General features: G+C 74.2%; 14 protein-coding genes. 10 read left to right on the plus strand and 4 right to left on the minus strand.

Annotated features, from left to right (window positions below):
* Nucleotides 1–20 precede the first annotated feature (20 nt).
* The 6 genes from EDD40_RS22745 to EDD40_RS22770 all read left to right on the plus strand — a co-directional run bounded on the left by EDD40_RS22745 (nucleotide 21) and on the right by EDD40_RS22770 (nucleotide 8850).
* Nucleotides 21–1199, plus strand: coding sequence for a homogentisate 1,2-dioxygenase (locus EDD40_RS22745; RefSeq protein WP_123744734.1), 1179 nt, complete (start codon nucleotides 21–23; stop codon nucleotides 1197–1199).
* Nucleotides 1200–1259: 60 nt separating this feature from the next.
* Nucleotides 1260–2534, plus strand: coding sequence for an SWIM zinc finger family protein (locus tag EDD40_RS22750; protein WP_123744735.1), 1275 nt, complete (start codon nucleotides 1260–1262; stop codon nucleotides 2532–2534).
* Nucleotides 2535–2781: 247 nt separating this feature from the next.
* On the plus strand, nucleotides 2782–4209 hold the full coding sequence (locus EDD40_RS22755) for a DUF5691 domain-containing protein (protein ID WP_123744736.1): 1428 nt from the start codon (nucleotides 2782–2784) through the stop codon (nucleotides 4207–4209).
* A complete protein-coding gene (locus EDD40_RS22760) occupies nucleotides 4206–5294 on the plus strand; it encodes an ATP-binding protein (RefSeq protein WP_123744737.1) in 1089 nt (362 codons plus the stop codon). Before EDD40_RS22755 ends, EDD40_RS22760 begins: the two co-directional genes overlap by 4 nt.
* Nucleotides 5294–7519 carry a DUF5682 family protein gene (locus tag EDD40_RS22765; protein WP_123744738.1) on the plus strand — a complete coding sequence of 742 codons (2226 nt, stop codon included), beginning with the start codon at nucleotides 5294–5296 and terminating at the stop codon, nucleotides 7517–7519. Before EDD40_RS22760 ends, EDD40_RS22765 begins: the two co-directional genes overlap by 1 nt.
* A 158-nt stretch (nucleotides 7520–7677) precedes the next feature.
* Entirely contained in the window at nucleotides 7678–8850 is a 1173-nt protein-coding gene (locus EDD40_RS22770; RefSeq protein WP_246037771.1) for a VWA domain-containing protein, read from the plus strand.
* Between the two features lie 42 nt (nucleotides 8851–8892).
* Here EDD40_RS22770 and EDD40_RS22775 read toward each other — a convergent pair whose 3' ends face one another.
* Nucleotides 8893–9357 (minus strand): hypothetical protein, encoded by a 465-nt coding sequence (locus EDD40_RS22775; protein WP_148088887.1) that lies wholly within the window; start codon nucleotides 9355–9357, stop codon nucleotides 8893–8895.
* Between the two features lie 60 nt (nucleotides 9358–9417).
* Nucleotides 9418–9891 (minus strand): hypothetical protein, encoded by a 474-nt coding sequence (locus EDD40_RS22780; protein WP_246037772.1) that lies wholly within the window; start codon nucleotides 9889–9891, stop codon nucleotides 9418–9420.
* A gap of 241 nt (nucleotides 9892–10132) precedes the next feature.
* On the opposite strand from EDD40_RS22780, the gene EDD40_RS22785 reads away from it, so the two are divergent.
* The 3 genes from EDD40_RS22785 to EDD40_RS22795 all read left to right on the plus strand — a co-directional run bounded on the left by EDD40_RS22785 (nucleotide 10133) and on the right by EDD40_RS22795 (nucleotide 13042).
* A complete protein-coding gene (locus EDD40_RS22785; protein ID WP_123744740.1) occupies nucleotides 10133–10891 on the plus strand; it encodes a DUF2470 domain-containing protein in 759 nt (252 codons plus the stop codon).
* A gap of 25 nt (nucleotides 10892–10916) precedes the next feature.
* On the plus strand, nucleotides 10917–11681 hold the full coding sequence (locus tag EDD40_RS22790) for a CPBP family intramembrane glutamic endopeptidase (protein WP_123744741.1): 765 nt from the start codon (nucleotides 10917–10919) through the stop codon (nucleotides 11679–11681).
* 98 nt (nucleotides 11682–11779) lie between these two features.
* Nucleotides 11780–13042, plus strand: coding sequence for an alpha/beta hydrolase family protein (locus EDD40_RS22795; RefSeq protein WP_123744742.1), 1263 nt, complete (start codon nucleotides 11780–11782; stop codon nucleotides 13040–13042).
* Between the two features lie 86 nt (nucleotides 13043–13128).
* Here the strand turns inward: EDD40_RS22795 and EDD40_RS22800 are convergent, their stop codons facing one another.
* Together EDD40_RS22800 and EDD40_RS22805 are read right to left on the minus strand one after the other, a co-directional pair.
* Nucleotides 13129–15189 (minus strand): caspase, EACC1-associated type, encoded by a 2061-nt coding sequence (locus EDD40_RS22800; protein ID WP_123744743.1) that lies wholly within the window; start codon nucleotides 15187–15189, stop codon nucleotides 13129–13131.
* 1 nt (nucleotide 15190) lies between these two features.
* A complete protein-coding gene (locus tag EDD40_RS22805; protein ID WP_148088888.1) occupies nucleotides 15191–15550 on the minus strand; it encodes a hypothetical protein in 360 nt (119 codons plus the stop codon).
* 198 nt (nucleotides 15551–15748) lie between these two features.
* Here EDD40_RS22805 and EDD40_RS22810 point away from each other — a divergent pair, with 198 nt between their 5' ends.
* A complete protein-coding gene (locus tag EDD40_RS22810; RefSeq protein ID WP_123744745.1) occupies nucleotides 15749–16996 on the plus strand; it encodes an arginine deiminase in 1248 nt (415 codons plus the stop codon).
* Nucleotides 16997–17035: the final 39 nt, after the last annotated feature.

Raw genomic sequence — 17035 nt, forward strand, 5'->3', positions numbered from 1 at the left:
TCGAACGCCCGGAGTGAACCATGGCGTACTACCGCCAGGTGGGTGAGATCCCCCGAAAGCGCCACACGCAGTTCCGCACACCGGAGGGCGGGCTGTACGCGGAAGAGCTCATGGGGGTCGAGGGCTTCTCGGCCGACTCGGCGCTGCTCTACCACCGCCACCTGCCGACCGCGATCGTCGACGCGGTCACCGTCGAAGAGACGCGCGGCGCGTTGACGCCGAACCTCCCGCTCAAGCCGCGGCACTTCAAGACACCGGCGTTGACCTGGGACTCCTCCGACGTCGACGCGGTCACCGGCCGGCGCACGCTGTTCGGCAACGCCGACGTGGTGATCGGTTTCGTGACCGCCACCGCGCCCAGCCCGCTGTACCGCAACGCGGCCGGCGACGAGCTGCTGTACGTGCGGTCCGGCGAGGGCGTGGTGGAGACGATCTACGGCGCGCTGCCGGTCGCCGAGGGCGACTACGTGGTGCTGCCGACGTCGTGCACGTACCGCGTGGTGCCGTCCGGACCCATGGACATCCTGGTGCTGGAGGCCACCGGACACATCGGACCGCCGAAGCGGTACCTGTCGGCCAAGGGCCAGTTCCTGGAGCACTCGCCGTACTGCGAGCGCGACGTCCGCGGGCCGGCGGAGCCGTTGCTGGTGGACGGCGAGGACGTGGACGTGCTCGTGCGGCACCGCGCGGGGCTCACCCGCTTCACCTACGCCAACCACCCGTTCGACGTGGTCGGCTGGGACGGCTGCCTGTACCCGTGGGTGTTCAACATCCGCGACTTCGAGCCGATCACGGGCCGCGTGCACCAGCCGCCGCCGGTGCACCAGACGTTCGAGGGGCCGAACTTCGTGGTGTGCTCGTTCATGCCGCGCAAGGTCGACTACCACCCGTTGGCCATCCCGGTGCCCTACAACCACGCCAACGTCGACTCGGACGAGCTGATGTTCTACGTCGGCGGGAACTACGAGGCGCGCAAGGGCTCCGGCATCGGCATCGGGTCGCTGTCGCTGCACCCGGCGGGCTGCACGCACGGCCCGCAGCCGGGCGCGGTCGAGGCGTCGCTCGGCGTGGACTACTTCGACGAGACCGCGGTCATGGTCGACACCTTCCGGCCGCTGGACCTCGGCGAGGCCGCGGTGGCCTCCGAGGACCCGAAGTACGCCTGGTCGTGGGCCCGCCGGGGTCCTGACCTGGATTGATCCACTTTCCGCCGCCGGGGGTCCGGCTTCTGTCGGTGGGTGCCTCTAACGTCTGCCGGCATGGACGCACAAGCGCTTCTGGAGCAGGCCCCGGACGGCCGGGTGGCGAGCAGCGCCACCCGGCTGGCGGGGTCCTCCGGGTGGCAGGGGACGGGTCGCAGCGACACCGCCCTGTGGGGGCTGTGCGAGGGCAGCGGCAAGAACCCGTACCAGGTATGCGTCGACCTGGGCGACCGGGCGACCAAGTGCTCCTGCCCGTCGCGCAAGTTCCCGTGCAAGCACGCGTTGGCGTTGCAGCTGCGGGACGTGCGCGAGCCGTTCCCCCCGGCGGAGACACCGGACTGGGTGACGGAGTGGCTGAACCGCCGCAACCGGGCGTCCACGCCGGCCGCTGCGGACGAGTCGCCGGAGGCGGTCGAGCGGCGGGCCAAGGCCAAGGAGAAGACGGCCCTGGCCAGGGAGGCCGCGGTGCGCGCCGGCGTGGCCGGGCTGACCGACTGGCTGGGCGACGTGGCCGGCGCGGGCCTGGCGGGGCTGCCCGCCCGGGACGCGGCGTGGTGGCACTCGATCCGGGCGCGGATGGTGGACGCGCAGGCCAAGGGGCTCGCGTCGGCGGTCGACGAGGTGCGCGGGATCGTGGCGGCGGGCGGGCCGCGGTGGGCGCACGACGCGGCGGACCGGCTGGGTGGGCTGCACCTGCTGGCCCGGCTGTCGTCCTCGCCTGATCCGGTGATCCGCCGCCGGCTGGGGTTCTCCGTGGCCGAGGAGGAGGTGCGCGCCGGGCCCGGCTGGTCGGACCGGTGGGCGCCGTTGCTGAAGGCGGAGAGCGACGACGGCCTCGTGCGGACCGTGCGGCAGTGGGTGTGGGGGCGCGCGCACGGCTGGGTGGTGGCGGTGCGGCACGCCGGCGGCGGAGGCCGCCCCGTGCCGCCGTTGACGCACGGCGTGCAGGTCGAGGGGGTGCTGCACCCCTATCCCGGCGTCCCGCCGCACCGGGTCGCGGTGGGTGAGCTGTCGGCGGAGCGGCAGCCGGAGCCGGTGCCCGCGCCGGCGTCGTGGCGCGCCGCGCTGGCCGGCCTCGAGGAGGGCCTGAGGGCCGACCCGTGGCTGCGCCTGCACCCGCTGGGGTGCGCGTCGGTGCGGGTCACCGAGGACACCGGGCAGTTGGTCGACGAGGAAGGGCGCGGTCTGCAGGTCCGGAGCGACTTGGCGCTGGACCAGGCGTTGGCGTTGACGGGCGGCGACCGCTTCGACGCGTGGGGCCTGTGGAACGGCCGCGAACTGCGCCTGGGCGCCGTCGCCACGCCAGGCGGAGCACCGGAGGTGGTGGGATGATGATCACGCAGGCAGCAGGACCCCTCCCGGCACACGATCGGGTGATCATCGCCCGAGAATGTACGGAAACACCGTTACCGCCCCTCGGTTGCATACGAGGAACCGCGACCCACCAACCCCACTGCCATCACCGACCCCGCCCCGCCACCCTCCGACCCACCACCCTCCGACCCCTCCCCCTCCGACCGACCGCTACCCGCCCGACCGCCACCCGCCCGACCGCCACCCCGGCCACCGACGGCCGGCCATGACCCTCCAAGCCGACTGGGACGAGGCCGTCCAAGCGGCCCTGATCGGCGCGCACCGCGCGGGCACCACGCCGACCGCCCTGCTGGACCGCGTCGCCGCCCTGGGCGTGGCCGCGCACGGCGCACAGCTCCCGCCGCCCGTCGACACCCCGCCGCTCCCCGCCGCCCCCGCCTCCGACGACGTGCGCGCCCACCCGCCGGCCAGGTCCGTGCTGGTCCAGATCCTGGCCCTGGACGACCAGGTGCTGCTGACGGAGTGGTGCGGCATGGCCAAGGCGGCCCGCGTCGTCGCCGACCACCGCGAGCTGCCCGCGCTGCTGGGACTGGGCACCGCGCACCCCGGCCTGCGCCCCGCCGTGTCCGCCGTCCTCGGCGCCCGCGGCCGGTGGCTGGCGGGCATCCGCCCGGCCTGGGCCTGGGCCGCGACCGGCGTGGTCGCGGAGGAGATCGACCTCGGCCAGGCCCTCGACCTGCCCGGCACGTCCCGCCTCGCCGCCCTGCGCCGCGCGCGCAACCAGGATCCGGCGGGGACGCGCGCGTTCCTGGCCGCGCAGTTCGAGGTCCAGCGCCGCGCCACCGACCGCCAGGTGCTGGTCAGCGCCCTGGAGGCGAACCTCGGCCCGGACGACGAACCGCTCCTCGAACGCGCGCTGGACGACCGCGCGATCGGCGTGCACGACGAAGCGCTGCGGCTGCTGCGCACCCTGCCCACGTCCCACCTGGCCGAACGCGCCGCCGAACGCCTGCACCGCGGCCTGTGGCTGACCGCGGACGGGTTCGACGTGCAGACCGAGGAGCTGTGGGCCGAGACCGCGCCCGAGCCGGAAGAGGCCCGTGACCTGCTGAAAGATGGTTCCGAGGTGGGTGTCGCGGGTCGGTTGCGGGGTGCGGCGGCGAGCGTGCCGCCGCAGCACTGGACCGGTCGGCTGGACACCGACGACGAGGGCGCCGCCGCCGAACTCGCGCGCGGGCCGTGGGCGAGCGCGCTGCTGCGAGGCGTGGCGCAGAACCTGAGGCTGGCCGACGACGCCCGGCCGTGGGCCGTCGCGGCGACCCGGTCGCTGACCGGCATGGAGCAGTTGGAGATGCTCGGCGGCCTGCCCGCCGAGCTGGCCGCGCGCACCGTGGTCGAGGTGTCGCGCCAGTGGAACTACGACCTGCTGGACCACGCGTGCTCGCAGTTGCCCGCGCCGTGGGGCGCGCGGGCCACCGCGGACCTGCTCGACCGCTACGCCGGGATGCGCGACCCGAGGTGGCGCGCCGGCCGGCCGCCCGCGGTGCTGCTGGCCAGGGGTGACGCCGAGGTCCTCGGCGCGAACTGGGCCCGCATCACCGAGCGCTGGCCCGAGCACACCGTCGAACTCGACGTCCTGCGCCTGCGCATGCAGCTGCGCGAGGCGTTCAACCACCGGGAGGAAAGCCAGTGACCACCGAGACCGTGCTGCGGCCCGCCGCGGAACAGCAGTACGCCGCCGAGCTCGCGGCCCTGGCGGCGGCGGACGACCGGCCCCGGCCGCCGCGGTGGCGGATGTCGCCGCAGGCGGTGGTCACCTACGTGCTCGGCGGCAAGCTCCCGGACGGCACGGTGATCACCCCGAAGTACGTCGGCGACCGGCGGCTGGTCGAGATCGCCGTCGGCACGCTGGTCACCGACCGGGCGTTGCTGCTGGTGGGGGTGCCGGGCACGGCGAAGTCGTGGTTGTCCGAGCACATCGCGGCGGCGGTGAGCGGCAACTCGACGCTGGTCGTGCAGGGCACCGCGGGCACGGGCGAGGACCAGGTCCGCTACGGCTGGAACTACGCGCGGCTGATCGCCGAGGGCCCGTCCGAGGCGGCGGTGGTGGCGAGCCCGGTGATGACCGGGATGCGGGAGGGCGCGGTCGTCCGGGTGGAAGAGCTGACCCGGATGCCCGCCGAGGTGCAGGACTCGTTCATCACGATCCTGTCCGAGAAGACGCTGCCGGTCCCCGAGCTGGGCATCCAGGTGCAGGCGGTGCCCGGCTTCACCGTGATCGCCACCGCGAACGACCGCGACCGGGGCGTGAACCAGATGTCGTCGGCGCTCGCCCGGCGCTTCAACACCGTCGTGCTGCCGCCGCCCGCGACCGAGGACGACGAGGTGCAGATCGTGTCGGCGCGCGCCGCCCAGCTGGGCCGGGCGTTGCAGCTGCCCGCCGAGCCGCCGGCGCTGGAGGAGGTGCGCCGGGTGGTGCGGATCTTCCGCGAGCTGCGCAACGGGTCCACTGTGGACGGTCGAACGGAGCTGAAGAAGCCGAGCGGCAGCCTGTCGACGGCCGAGGCGATCTCGGTGGTGACCAGCGGCATGGCGTTGGCCGGGCACTTCGGCGACGGTTCGATCACCGCCGACGAGCTGGCGTCCGGCCTGCTCGGCGCGGTGGTGAAGGACCGGGTGTCGGACGCGGCGGCGTGGCAGGAGTACCTGGAGGCGGTGGTGAAGGAGCGCGTCGAGTGGCGTGACCTGTACCGGGCGTGCCAGGACCTGGTGGGCTGATGGCACGCGACCAGCCCTTGCCCGACCGGGTGACGCTGCTCGGGATCCGGCACCACGGTCCGGGTTCGGCGCGGATGGTCGCGGCGGCGTTGGCGGCTCTGCGGCCGGAGGTGGTCCTGATCGAGGGACCACCGGAGGGTGGCGCCTTGTTGCCGCACGTGCCGGACCTGACGCCGCCGGTGGCGTTGCTGCTGCACGACGAGGCGGAGCCGGCGCGGGCCGCGTTCTGGCCGTTCGCCGAGTTCTCGCCGGAGTGGCGGGCGATGACGTGGGCGCACGCCAACGGCGTGCCGGTGCGGTTCTTCGACCTGCCGGCCGCCGCCTCCCTGGCCGACCCGGAGACGCCCGACGCGCCCGACCCCTCCGAGGCACCCGACTCCCCCGGCTCCCCGAGAGCGGCGCTCGACCCGCTCGGCACGCTGGCGGAGGCGGCGGGTTTCGACGACCCGGAGCGCTGGTGGGAGGACGTGGTCGAGCACCACACCGACCCGCGTGACCTGGCCGAGGCGGTCGCGGAGGCGATGGGCGCGTTGCGGGAGGAGTTCGCCGACCAGGTGGACGCCCGCACGTTGCGCCGGGAAGCCGCGATGCGGCAGAACGTGCGGCAGGCGTTGAAGGACGTCGAGGGTCCGATCGCGGTGGTGGCCGGCGCGTGGCACGTGCCCGCGCTGCGCACCCTGCCGCCCGCGTCGGTCGACGCCGCGGCGCTGAAGGGCTTGCCGCGCAAGAAGGTCTCGGGCACTTGGGTGCCGTGGAGCCACGGTCGGCTGGCCGCGTCGTCCGGGTACGGCGCGGGTGTCGCTTCGCCGGGGTGGTACGCGCACCTGTGGGAGTGCGCCGAACGCGGCGACGCCGTGCCGCGCTGGTTCGCGAAGGCGTGCGCGGTGTTGCGGGCGGAGGACCTGCCCGCGTCGACGGCGAGCGCGGTGGAGGCGGTGCGGCTGGCGGACGCGTTGGCGGCGATGCGCGGGCGGCCGTCGCCGGGGTTGTCGGAGGTGATGGAGGCGTCGCTGGCGGTGTTGTGCGGCGGTGACGCGACCCCGCTCCGCCTGGTGCACGAGCAGTTGGTGGTCGGTGAGCGGTTGGGCGAGGTGGGCGACGACGTCCCGACGTCGCCGCTGGCCGCGGACCTGGCGCGGTTGCAGCGGCGCCTGCGCATGCCGGCCGGTGCGGCGGTCAAGCCGATGCGCTTCGACCTGCGCAAGGACACCGATCGTGAGCGCTCGAAGTTGTTGCGGCGCTTGGTGGTTCTCGACGTCCCGTGGGGCACGCCGGACACGACCCGGACGTTGGGCACGTTCGCCGAGGCCTGGCAGTTGCACTGGCGGCCGGAGTTCGCGGTCGCGCTGGCCGTCGCGGCGCGGCACGGCACGACGGTCGAGGCCGCCGCGCGGACCGTGCTGGTCGCCCGTGCCGCCGCGGCGACCCGGGTCGTCGACGCCGCCGAGGCGTTGAGCGAGGCCGTGGGTTGCGAGATCCCGGAGGCCGTCGCCGCGGCCCGGCGGGCGCTGGACCGCTGCGCCGCCGCCGCGACCGACGCCCTGGAACTCCTGGCGGCCCTGCCGGATCTGGCGACCACCGTCCGCTACGGCTCGGTGCGGGGCACGGATCCGGAGCTGCTTCGCGTTGCCCTGCACGGATTGCTCGCGCGCGGCGCGGTGGGTCTGCCGCTCGCGTGCCGGGGCGTGGACGAGGACACGGCGGAACGCGCGGTCAAGGCGGTCGAGGGCGCGGACGACGCGGTCCGCTTGGCCGCGGACGACGAGCACCGCGACACGTGGCAGCGCGCGCTGAAGTCGCTGGTCGCGATGCCCGACGCGCACGGCCTGCCGACCGGCCGCGCGACGCGTCTGCTGTGGGAGACGGGCGCCCTGGACTCCGACGAGGTCGCCACGCGCCTGCACCGCGCGGTCTCGCTGGCCGCGGGCGCGACCGCGTTCGTGGCGGGCTTCCTGCGCGGCTCGGCCGCCCTGCTCACCGCCGATCCGCGCCTGTTCGGCGTCGTGGACGAGTGGCTGACGGGCCTGTCCGGCGCGGACTTCGCCGCCGCGCTGCCGCTCCTGCGCCGCGCGGTGGGCGATTTCAGCCCGGCGGAGCGCCGGATGCTCGGCGACCGGGTCAAGGGCACGGCGGCGGGTGGCGCGGTGGCGGTGGGCGAGTGGGACGAAGAGCTCGCGGCACGTCTGGTCGGCCACGTGCGCGATCTGCTGGGGGCGGGCGCGTGACGTGACGGGCCTGCCGGGGTGGGACGGGTGGTGGTTGGTCGGGGCTCCTCATGGTTTTAACCGAGGGGCGGTAACAGTGTTTCCGTACATTGTCGGGCGATGATCACCCGATGGTGTGACCGAGGGCCTTGGGGTGGCCGGGACGGGCAGGTGTTCGCGTGACGCACGATATCGCGGTCGAGCGGCAGCGGCGGTGGCGGTTGTTGCTGGGTGGCGCGGCCGGGGACCTCGGGGCCCTCGGGGAGGACGACCAGCGGCGCGATTCGGCGTTGACCGGGTTGTACGGCGGCGGGGACCCGGTGGACGCCGGGGGCAAGCGCGGCGCCGGGTTGGGTGGGTCGTCGCCGGTGTTGCACCGGTGGTTGGGCGACGTCCGCACGTACTTCCCCAGCTCGGTCGTCCAGGTGATGCAGAAGGACGCCGTCGAGCGGTTGGGGCTGCGCCGGCTGCTCCTGGAACCCGAGCTGCTGTCGAGCGTCGAGCCGGACGTGAGCCTGGTCGGCACGCTGGTCTCCCTCTCCCGAGCCATCCCGGAACGCACCCGCGAGACCGCCCGGGCCGTGGTGCGCAAGGTGGTGGAGGACATCGAGCGCAAGCTCGCCGACCGGCTCCTGGCCGCGGTGCACGGCGCGATCGACCGGTCACGCCGCACGAGCCGGCCGCGGCTGTCGGACGTGGACTGGAACCGCACGATCCGCAAGAACCTGCGCCACTACCAGCCCGACCAGCGCACGGTGATCGTGCAGGACCTGGTCGGCAACAGCAGGCGCAGCCGCCAGGCGTCGCTGCGGGACGTGATCCTGCTGGTCGACCAGTCCGGCTCGATGGCCGAGTCGGTCGTGTACTCCGCCGTGCTCGGCGCGTCGCTGGCCTCGCTGAAGGCCGTCGACACGAAGCTGGTCGTGTTCGACACCGAGGTGGTCGACCTGACCGAGCAGCTCAAGGACCCCGTCGACCTGCTGTTCGCCACCCAGCTGGGCGGCGGCACGGACATCAACCGCGCCGTCGCCTACGGCCAGTCGCTGGTGCGCCGCCCGACGGACACGGTGGTGGTGCTGATCAGCGACCTGTACGAGGGTGGTGTGGCGCGGGAGTTGCAGCGGCGGGTGCGGGAGCTGGTGCAGAGCGGGGTGACGGTGGTGGTGCTGCTCGCGCTGTCCGACAGCGGCACGCCCGCCTACGACCACGAGCTGGCCGCGAAGCTGTCGGAGTTGGGCGCGCCCGCGTTCGCCTGCACCCCGGACCGGTTCCCCGACCTGCTGGCCACGGCGTTGCGGCGGGAGGACGTCGCCGCGTGGGCCGAGCAGAGCGGCATCCCGGTGGGTCGCTGACCACCGGTCGACGGGTGGCGGCCGTCGACGAACGACCGCCCCTCAGCGGATGACGACCCGGCCCAGCGTCATGAACGGCGCGCCGCGGGTCAGCACGGCCGCCCGGCCGCGCGGGTCGGGTCCGGCGAGCCACACCCGGCCGCCGCGGTGGATGTTCTCGCGGACGCGTTCGGGGATCTCGGCCAGCCGCAGGAACGTCCGGTCGGAGCCCGCCGTCTCCAGGTAGGTCTGCCGCCCGACGCGCGTGCGCCCCGGCACGAAGTGCACCGAGACGGCGTGCCGCGGGTAGGTGTCGAGCAGCCGCCGCAGGGAACGGCGCGAGAAGAAGTGCCGCAGCCCGGGCACGGCGAACTCCACGCACAGCGGGGTGAGGAGGAACACCCAGCGCGACCCGACCCACTCCGACACGACCCACAACGTCAGCAAGGCGAACAACGCCAGCCCGACGAACCCGACCGCGCGGCGATCCGCACTGGTCAGGCACTTGTCCACCCAAGCCTCGCCCACCACCGCTCCCAGCAAACCAGATGTCCCCTCCGGGGGTAACCGAATAGATGATCAGCAAACTCATCGCCGCACGACCTTCGCCGGGAAGAGCTTCGGCACGCCCCGGAACGTGACCACGGTGTTCCCGGCGCGGTCGGGTGCGACGACCCACGCCCGCCGGTGCCGGTTGATCCGCCCGCGCACGACGGGTCCGGCGCTCACGTCCAGCACGAGCGGCCGGGGTCCGTGCACGACGAGCAGCCCGCCGCGCCAGTGGATGCGCACGTAGACCCAGGCGTGCTCGCCGAGCGCCTCGGGCAACGCCGGCCGCCGGGTGAGCCCGTGGCCGAGCACCAGCGCGGAGAACAGCAGCAGCAGGAGCGGCAGGGAGGACGACACCTCGAACACGAAGATCAGGGCGAGTTGCAGGAGGAACGCGAGCGCGCCGACCACGACCCAGCCGAACGCCCGCCGGCCGGCGATCTCCACGCAGTACCGGGTCCACCGGTCGTCGAGGGCCGCGCCCCCGGTGGACGGCTTGTTCGGCACGACCACGAGCCACCTCCGCCAGGCGAGCCAAGGTTACGACGATCGCGCGGGCCGCTGAATCGGCCAACCGGACCGTTCGACGGGGCGTCGCGGGCGCCCGGTGCGCCGACCCGTTCGGCAGGGCCGTGCCCGACCCCCTAACCTGCGTGAACCACGCGGGCCCGCAGCGAGCCGCGGTAAGCCGGGCGTGGGACTACCGCCACGGGCTTCGTCAAGTTAGGCTGCCCTAAGTTGGGGAGGTGAGCGGGTGAACGAGACACGTCGACCGCCGGCGCCGCATCCGGCGGAGCGGGCCCGCACGATCGCCGCCCGCGGTGGGCGCGCGGCCCTGCTGCCCTCCGGCGGCACGGAGAACCGGATCACGCCGGTGCTCCACCACGTTCACCCGAACGGTGACGCGACGATCGTGCTGCCCGACGGGCACCCGCTGGTCGAGGCCGCGCGCGAGGCCGAGGTGACCGCGATGCTGGAACTGGCCGACCAGGCGCCCGTGCAGCTGCGCGAGCCGGTCCGCGGCCTGCTGTGGATCACCGGCTGGCTGCGCACGCTCACGCCAGGCGAGGCGCGCGAGGCGACCATCGAGGTCGCCGAGGCGCGCCCGGACCCGCGGCTGCTCGACGTCGGGCACGGCGCGTCGGCGCTGCGGCTGTCGCCCGCGTCGCTGGTGGTGGCCGACGCCGAGGGCACCACGTCGTTGCGGCCGGAGTTGTTCGCGCAGGCGGAGCCGGACCCGTTCGCCGCGCACGAGGACCACTGGCTGCGGCACCTGGAGCTGTCGCACCGGGACGTGGTGGGCCTGCTCGCCCAGCACCTGCCGACCGACCTGCGGGGCGGTCACGTGCGCCCGCTCGGCCTGGACCGCTTCGGCCTGCGGCTGCGGGTGGAGATGGCGGACGAGGACCACGACGTGCGGATCGCGTTCTCCCGCCCGGTGGGCACGGCGCAGGAGCTGGCCGTGGAGCTGCGCCGCCTGATGGGCTGCCCCTTCCTGGCGCAACGCCGGTGACGCCGGCGCGGTTACCGTAAGCGCCGTGATCGAAGACCTCGACGCCCGGACGCGCCGCGGCTACCGGCTGGAGCTGCTGCTCGTCTTCGCCGTGACGCTCGGGCTGTCCGGGGCGCGCAGCCTGGTGCGGCTGCTGGACAGCCTGCTCCAACCCGTGCCGCTGAACGAGCAGAAGGTCGCGATCAACGTCCCGCAGGCGCGGTTCGACCTGCTGGACCTGATCGCGCAGCTGCTCGGCGTCGTGCAGCTGGCCGCGTGGGGCGGGCTGGGCCTGTACCTGCTGTGGCAGGGCGGCATCAAGCTGAAGGCGCTCGGCCTGGACCGCACCCGGATCGGGCCGGACGCGCTGGGCAGCCTCGGGCTGGCGGCCGTGATCGGCATCCCGGGGCTGGTCTTCTACCTGGTCGCGTGGAACCTGGGGCTGAACCTGGCCGTGCTGCCGTCCGCGTTGGACTCCTCGTGGTGGCGCAGCTCGGTGCTGGTGCTGTCCGCCATCGGCAACGCGTGGGCGGAGGAGGTGCTGGTCGTCGGGTACTTCATCACCCGACTGCGGCAGCTCGGGTGGCGGGAGAACACGGCGTTGCTGGCCAGCGCGGTGCTGCGCGGCTCGTACCACCTGTACCAGGGGTTCGGCGGGTTCATCGGCAACGTGGTGATGGGGCTGGTGTTCGGGAAGGTGTGGCAGCGCACGAACCGGCTGTGGGTGCTGGTCGTGGCGCACGCGCTGCTCGACGTGGTCGCGTTCGTCGGCTACACGCTGGTGCGCGGTCACGTGTCCTGGTTGCCCTGAGTCCACCGCGCGGGGTACGGCCGATCAACCGCGAGGCGGACGCGTGGCGACGACGCCACCCGACAGCATCAGGTGACCTGACAAGAGGGGGAACCTGGATGCGCACCACAGCGCTCACCGTCGCGGCCGCCGTGGCTCTCGGCTCAGCGGCTCTCGGCCCGGTGGCTCTCGGCTCGGCTACGCCGGCAGCGGCGGGCACCGGCGTGCGGATCGCCATGCCCGAGCTGACCGGCCACCACGCCGTCGGCACGGCGGAGCTGCACCTGGTCGACCGGCGGCCGGACCCGTGGCAGCCCGCGCGGGACCGGGAGGTGATGGTCACCGTCACCTACCCCGCGCACGGCTCGGGCGGCGCACGCGCGCCGTGGATGACCTCGGGGGTGGCGGCGGCCGTCGACCGGGAAGCGGCGAAACCGGAGCTGCTCGACGTCCCGGCCGGCGCGGTCGACTGGGGTTCGACCCGGCGGCACGCCCGCTCGGGCGCGCCGGTCCTCGGCCGGTGGCCGGTCGTGCTGTTCTCGCCCGGGTTCGGCTCGGCGCGGGAGCTGAGCGCGGGGCTCACCGACGACCTGGCGAGCCGCGGGTACGTCGTCGTCTCGATGTCGCACACGCACGAGTCGCTCGCGGTCGAGTTCCCGGACGGCCGGGTCGAGCCGCCGATGGGCGACGAGGACGACCCGACCTGGTTCAAGACCGCGCTCGACGCGCGGGTGGCCGACACCCGGTTCGTGCTCGACCAGCTGGGTTCGATCGCGCGCGGGCACAACCCGGACGCGGAGCGGGACCCGTTGCCGCGGGGTCTCGGCCGGGCGCTGGACCTGTCGCGGGTCGGCATGTTCGGCCACTCGTACGGCGGGTTCACGGCGGGCGAGACGATGGTGCACGACCGGCGGATCGACGCCGGGATCAACGTGGACGGCGCCATGTCGTACGGCTTCGGCGCGGAGCGCCGGCCGGGCGAGGTCGTGACGCGCGGGCTGGACCGGCCGCTCATGCTGGTGGGCGCGGACTTCGTGGACCCGGCGACGGGCGGGCGGGTCGAGCACTCGCACCTGACGCCGGAGTTCGACCCGACGTGGGCGGACTTCTGGGTGAGCCAACGGGGGTGGAAGCGGGACCTGCACTTCGACCGCGGCACGCACTACGGCTTCACCGACCTCCAGTTCGCCGTGCCGCAGCTGGGCGGTGTGGTGACGCCGGAGAAGCAGCGGGAGGTGGTGGGCGAGATCGACGCGACCCGGTCGCTGGCCGCGCAGCACGAGTACTTCGCCGGGTACTTCGACCTTCACCTCAAGGGGCGGGACGGGAGGCTGTTCCGGGGCGGCTCGCCCCAGCACCCGGACGTGCGGTTCGTCGCCTGAGCGTTCAACTCGGGTGTCCCGGACGTAGGACACACGCGTTCCGAACGTAGGACACACGCGTTCCGGACGTAGGACACGCGGGTGTGTCAGTGGACGAGGAGGAAGCGGGAGGTGGTGCGGGCGGCGGCGGTGATCACGGTGCGGGCGACGCCGGCCGGGTCGAGCAGGGCGGGGTCCAGGTCGGCGACGGGGAGGGCGGCGTTCTCGGCGATCCGGGCCGCCGGTTCCGCCAGGGCCGCGGCGAAGGCCTGCCAGCCGGCGACCTCCTCCGGCGTGCCGGTGGCGTCCCGCGCCAGGCGGGCGCCCAGCTCGGCCAGGCCGACACCACCACCGCGGAGCACGCCGTCGCGCACGGCGCTGTCCACGGCGCCCACCGCGCGCCGCACCCGGGCCACGTCGCCGGCGGCGGCCCGGACGAGCACGGCGGTGTCGTCGTCGGTCGCCGCGGGCCCGGCCAGCACCACCGTGTCCTGCTCGGTCACCACGACCTTCGCCGCGCGGCCCAACGACGACAGCAGCACCGGGTCGTTGCCCCAGTACGGGTAGTGGACCGTGCCGCCGACCACGCCCTGGAGCCGTTCCAGCTCGTCGGGCCCGGCGGTCACCGCGACCACGTCCCGCGCCTGCGCGATCTTCAGCAGCTCGGCGAGCTCCGCGTGCGGCAGCGCCTCGCACACCACCAGCAGCGGGCGCCCGCCGAGGTCCACCCGGTCGAGGATCCGCTCGACGCCGGTCAGCGGGCCGGCGGTCAGCAGCACCCACGCGTCCTCCGCCACCGCCGCGCGGCCGGCGGTGTCGGTCACGAACTGGCTGGACGCGTACCCGCGGTCCAGGCGCAGGCCGCGGTGGACCTCGAACTCCGGCTCGAACCGCCGGCCCTCCTCCACCAGGACGGGCCCGCGCCACCCGGTCCGGGCGGCCACGGCGCCGACCAGCGCGCCGATCCCGGCGTCGCCCGAGGCGGCGGTGGCCAGCGCGGGCAGCTCGGCCGGGGCCAGCGGTCGCGTCGCCTCGTCGACCAGCGCGGCGGCCCTGGCGGCGGCGGCCGTGACGCCGCGCATCAGCCGCACCGGGTGGTGCCCGTCGCGCATCGCGTCGACCAGCCCGCCGATCGCGCCGCGCGCCACGGCCACCGCCGACGCCGCGCCGTCACCGGCCTCGCGCCGCACCTCCAGCACCAGGTCGCGCACGTACGCCGCGCCGAGCCGGTCCCGCGGGTCGTCCGGCTGGAACGCGTCCACGATCGCCGACGCGTCGGCGAGCTCCACCGGCCGCCCGTCCACGAACACCACCGACCGCCGCCCCATCGGCCCCAACGTCCGGCACACCGGTTCGGCGGCGGCCCGGAAACCACGCGCCACCAACAGCTGCCCGGACGTGTAGGACGCCGTGCCGCGCGGCCGACGCCCCGGAGCGCCGCCGGCCCGCGCGATCCGCAGCGGCTGCGACGAGCCGTGCGCGAAGAACTGCGGCGTCTGGTCGGGACGCCGGGCGCGCACCTCGGCCCGCGCGTACCTGAACAACTCGTCGACGTCGATCCACCCGTCGCCGTCGAGGTCGGCGGCGCCGCCGGCCAGGCCCTCGATCAGCACGTCGGTGAACAGCGACGCGAGCGGCGCGTCCAACGACAGCGAGTCCTGCTCGAACGCGTACTCGTAGGCGTTGGACGCGGTCATCACCACGTAGCCCTCGCCGACGTCGTCGAGCACGTCCGTCGGGCCCGCCTTGAACCCCTCCACGAACGCGCCGCTGAAGCAGCAGTCCAGCACCAGGACCCGCCCGGACGCCCGGCAGTCCTCCAGCTGCTCGTTGAGGAACGAGCGGGGGATCGCGGTGCCCGCGGGCCGGTCCTGCACGGTGTTCGACGCGGCGAAGTACAGCCGCCGCGCTGCCGTGGTCAGGCCGTGGCACGAGAAGTACAGCAGCACCAGGTCGTCGGCCTCGCGCGGCGCGAGCACCTCCTCGACCGCGCGCCGGATCTCGTGGTCGGTGCGGTCCCGCAGCACCTCGACCGTGGTGAACCCGCCGACGTCGGGGTCCTCCAGCACGGCGGCGAGCCGCTCCACGTCCTGCTCCGGCGCGCGCAGCCGGCTCAGCCGCACGTCGTCGTACTCGCCGGTCGCCACCAACAGCGCGTGCCGGCCCACCTCACCCCTCGCTCTCGTGCTCGCGCAGCCACGCCTCCAGCAGGGCTTTCTGCGAGCGGGCGTCCACGCCCTCGACGGTGATCTCGTCGTCCCGGGTCTTGATCGTCACCTTGCGCGCGCTGCCGCGCTGCACGAACGACGTGACCACGGAGGCGACGGCGGCGGCCACCGCGGCGGGCAGCGCGCCGTTGAGCACGAGCTCGGCGACGGTCGCGCCCGCGCCGCTCTTGGAGCCCTCCGGCGACGCGGCCGGCGCGGGCCGCGCGTCGACCCTCGCGCCCCTGACCAGCTCTTGCAGCAACTGGGTCGTCGCCGAGGCGGGGTTGCCCGGCGCGTCGATGAACAAGCGTAAGTCCGCCACTGATCCTCCCCGGTAGAACACGATCATCCCGCAACCGCACCCCCACACCGGTAGTCCACCTCACAACGCAACGTTCACAACGTCAAGTGGACCGATTGCACAACGAATCGCCGTCCTCAGGCCACCATACGATCGAGTTTCGCTGGAACGGCTCACTCAGAGCTGCTGATCCGACCGACCTCGGGTTACCCTCGATCCGTGACTGCGCACATCGCCCAGACCGCGTCCACCGACGGCGAGCCGGCAGCGGCGCCCCGCGTCGACAGCGAAGTCGGCCCCCTGCGCACGGTGCTGCTGCACCGTCCCGGCGCCGAGCTCAAGCGGCTCACCCCGCGCAACAACGACCAGCTGCTGTTCGACGGCGTGCCGTGGGTCGACCGGGCGCAGGAGGAGCACGACGCGTTCGCCGAGCTGCTGCGCGGGCGCGGCGTCGAGGTGCTGCTGCTGGCGGACCTGCTGGTCGACGCGCTGCACGACGACCGGGCCCGGATCGCGGGCATCCACAGCGCGGTCAACGAGCGGCGGCTCGGCATCGACCTGGCCGACGCGCTGCGCTCGCACCTGGCCTCGATCGGCCCCGACCAGCTCGCCACCGCGCTGATGACCGGCATGACGTTCGAGGAGCTGCCCGCCGCCGAGGGCGCGTCGCTGGTGCGCAAGATGCACCACCCGATCGACTTCGCGGTCGACCCGCTGCCGAACCTGCTGTTCACCCGCGACTCGTCGGTGTGGGTCGGCGACCGGGTCGCGATCACGTCGCTGGCGCTGCCCGCGCGCGACCGGGAGACCGCGCTGACGGACCTGATCTACGCCTACCACCCGCGCTTCCGCAGGACCGGCCGCGCGTACGGGGCGCACTCCGCGCCGGTCGAGGGCGGTGACGTGCTGCTGCTCGCGCCGGGTGTGCTGGCGATCGGCGTCGGCGAGCGGACCACGCCCGCGGGCGCGGAGTCGTTCGCCCGGTCCGCGCTGGCCGACGGCCTCGCGCACACCGTGCTGGCGGTGCCGATCACGCAGGAGCGGGCCACCATGCACCTGGACACGGTGTGCACGATGGTCGACCGGGACGCCGTGGTGATGTACCCGGCGGTGCGGGACAACCTGTTCGCGTTCCCCGTGCGGTCCGACGGCGCGGGCGGCGTCGTGGTCGAGGACCGGCGGCCGTTCCTGGAGGCGGCGGCCGACGCGATGGGCATCGAGAAGCTGCGCGTGATCGACACCGGGCTCGACCCGGTGACCGCGGAACGCGAGCAGTGGGACGACGGCAACAACACGCTGGCCGTCGGACCCGGTCTGGTGGTGGCTTACGAGCGGAACGTGGAGACGAACGCGCGGCTGGAGGACGCGGGCGTCGAGGTGATCCGGATCAGCGGCTCCGAGCTGGGCTCCGGTCGCGGCGGCCCGCGCTGCATGTCGTGCCCGATCGACCGCGCGCCGCTGGTCTGACCGGCCGGGGAGGGTTGCCTAAGCTTTCTTCGGCAACCC

Source organism: Saccharothrix texasensis, assembly GCF_003752005.1.
Taxonomy (GTDB): Bacteria; Actinomycetota; Actinomycetes; order Mycobacteriales; family Pseudonocardiaceae; genus Actinosynnema; species Actinosynnema texasense.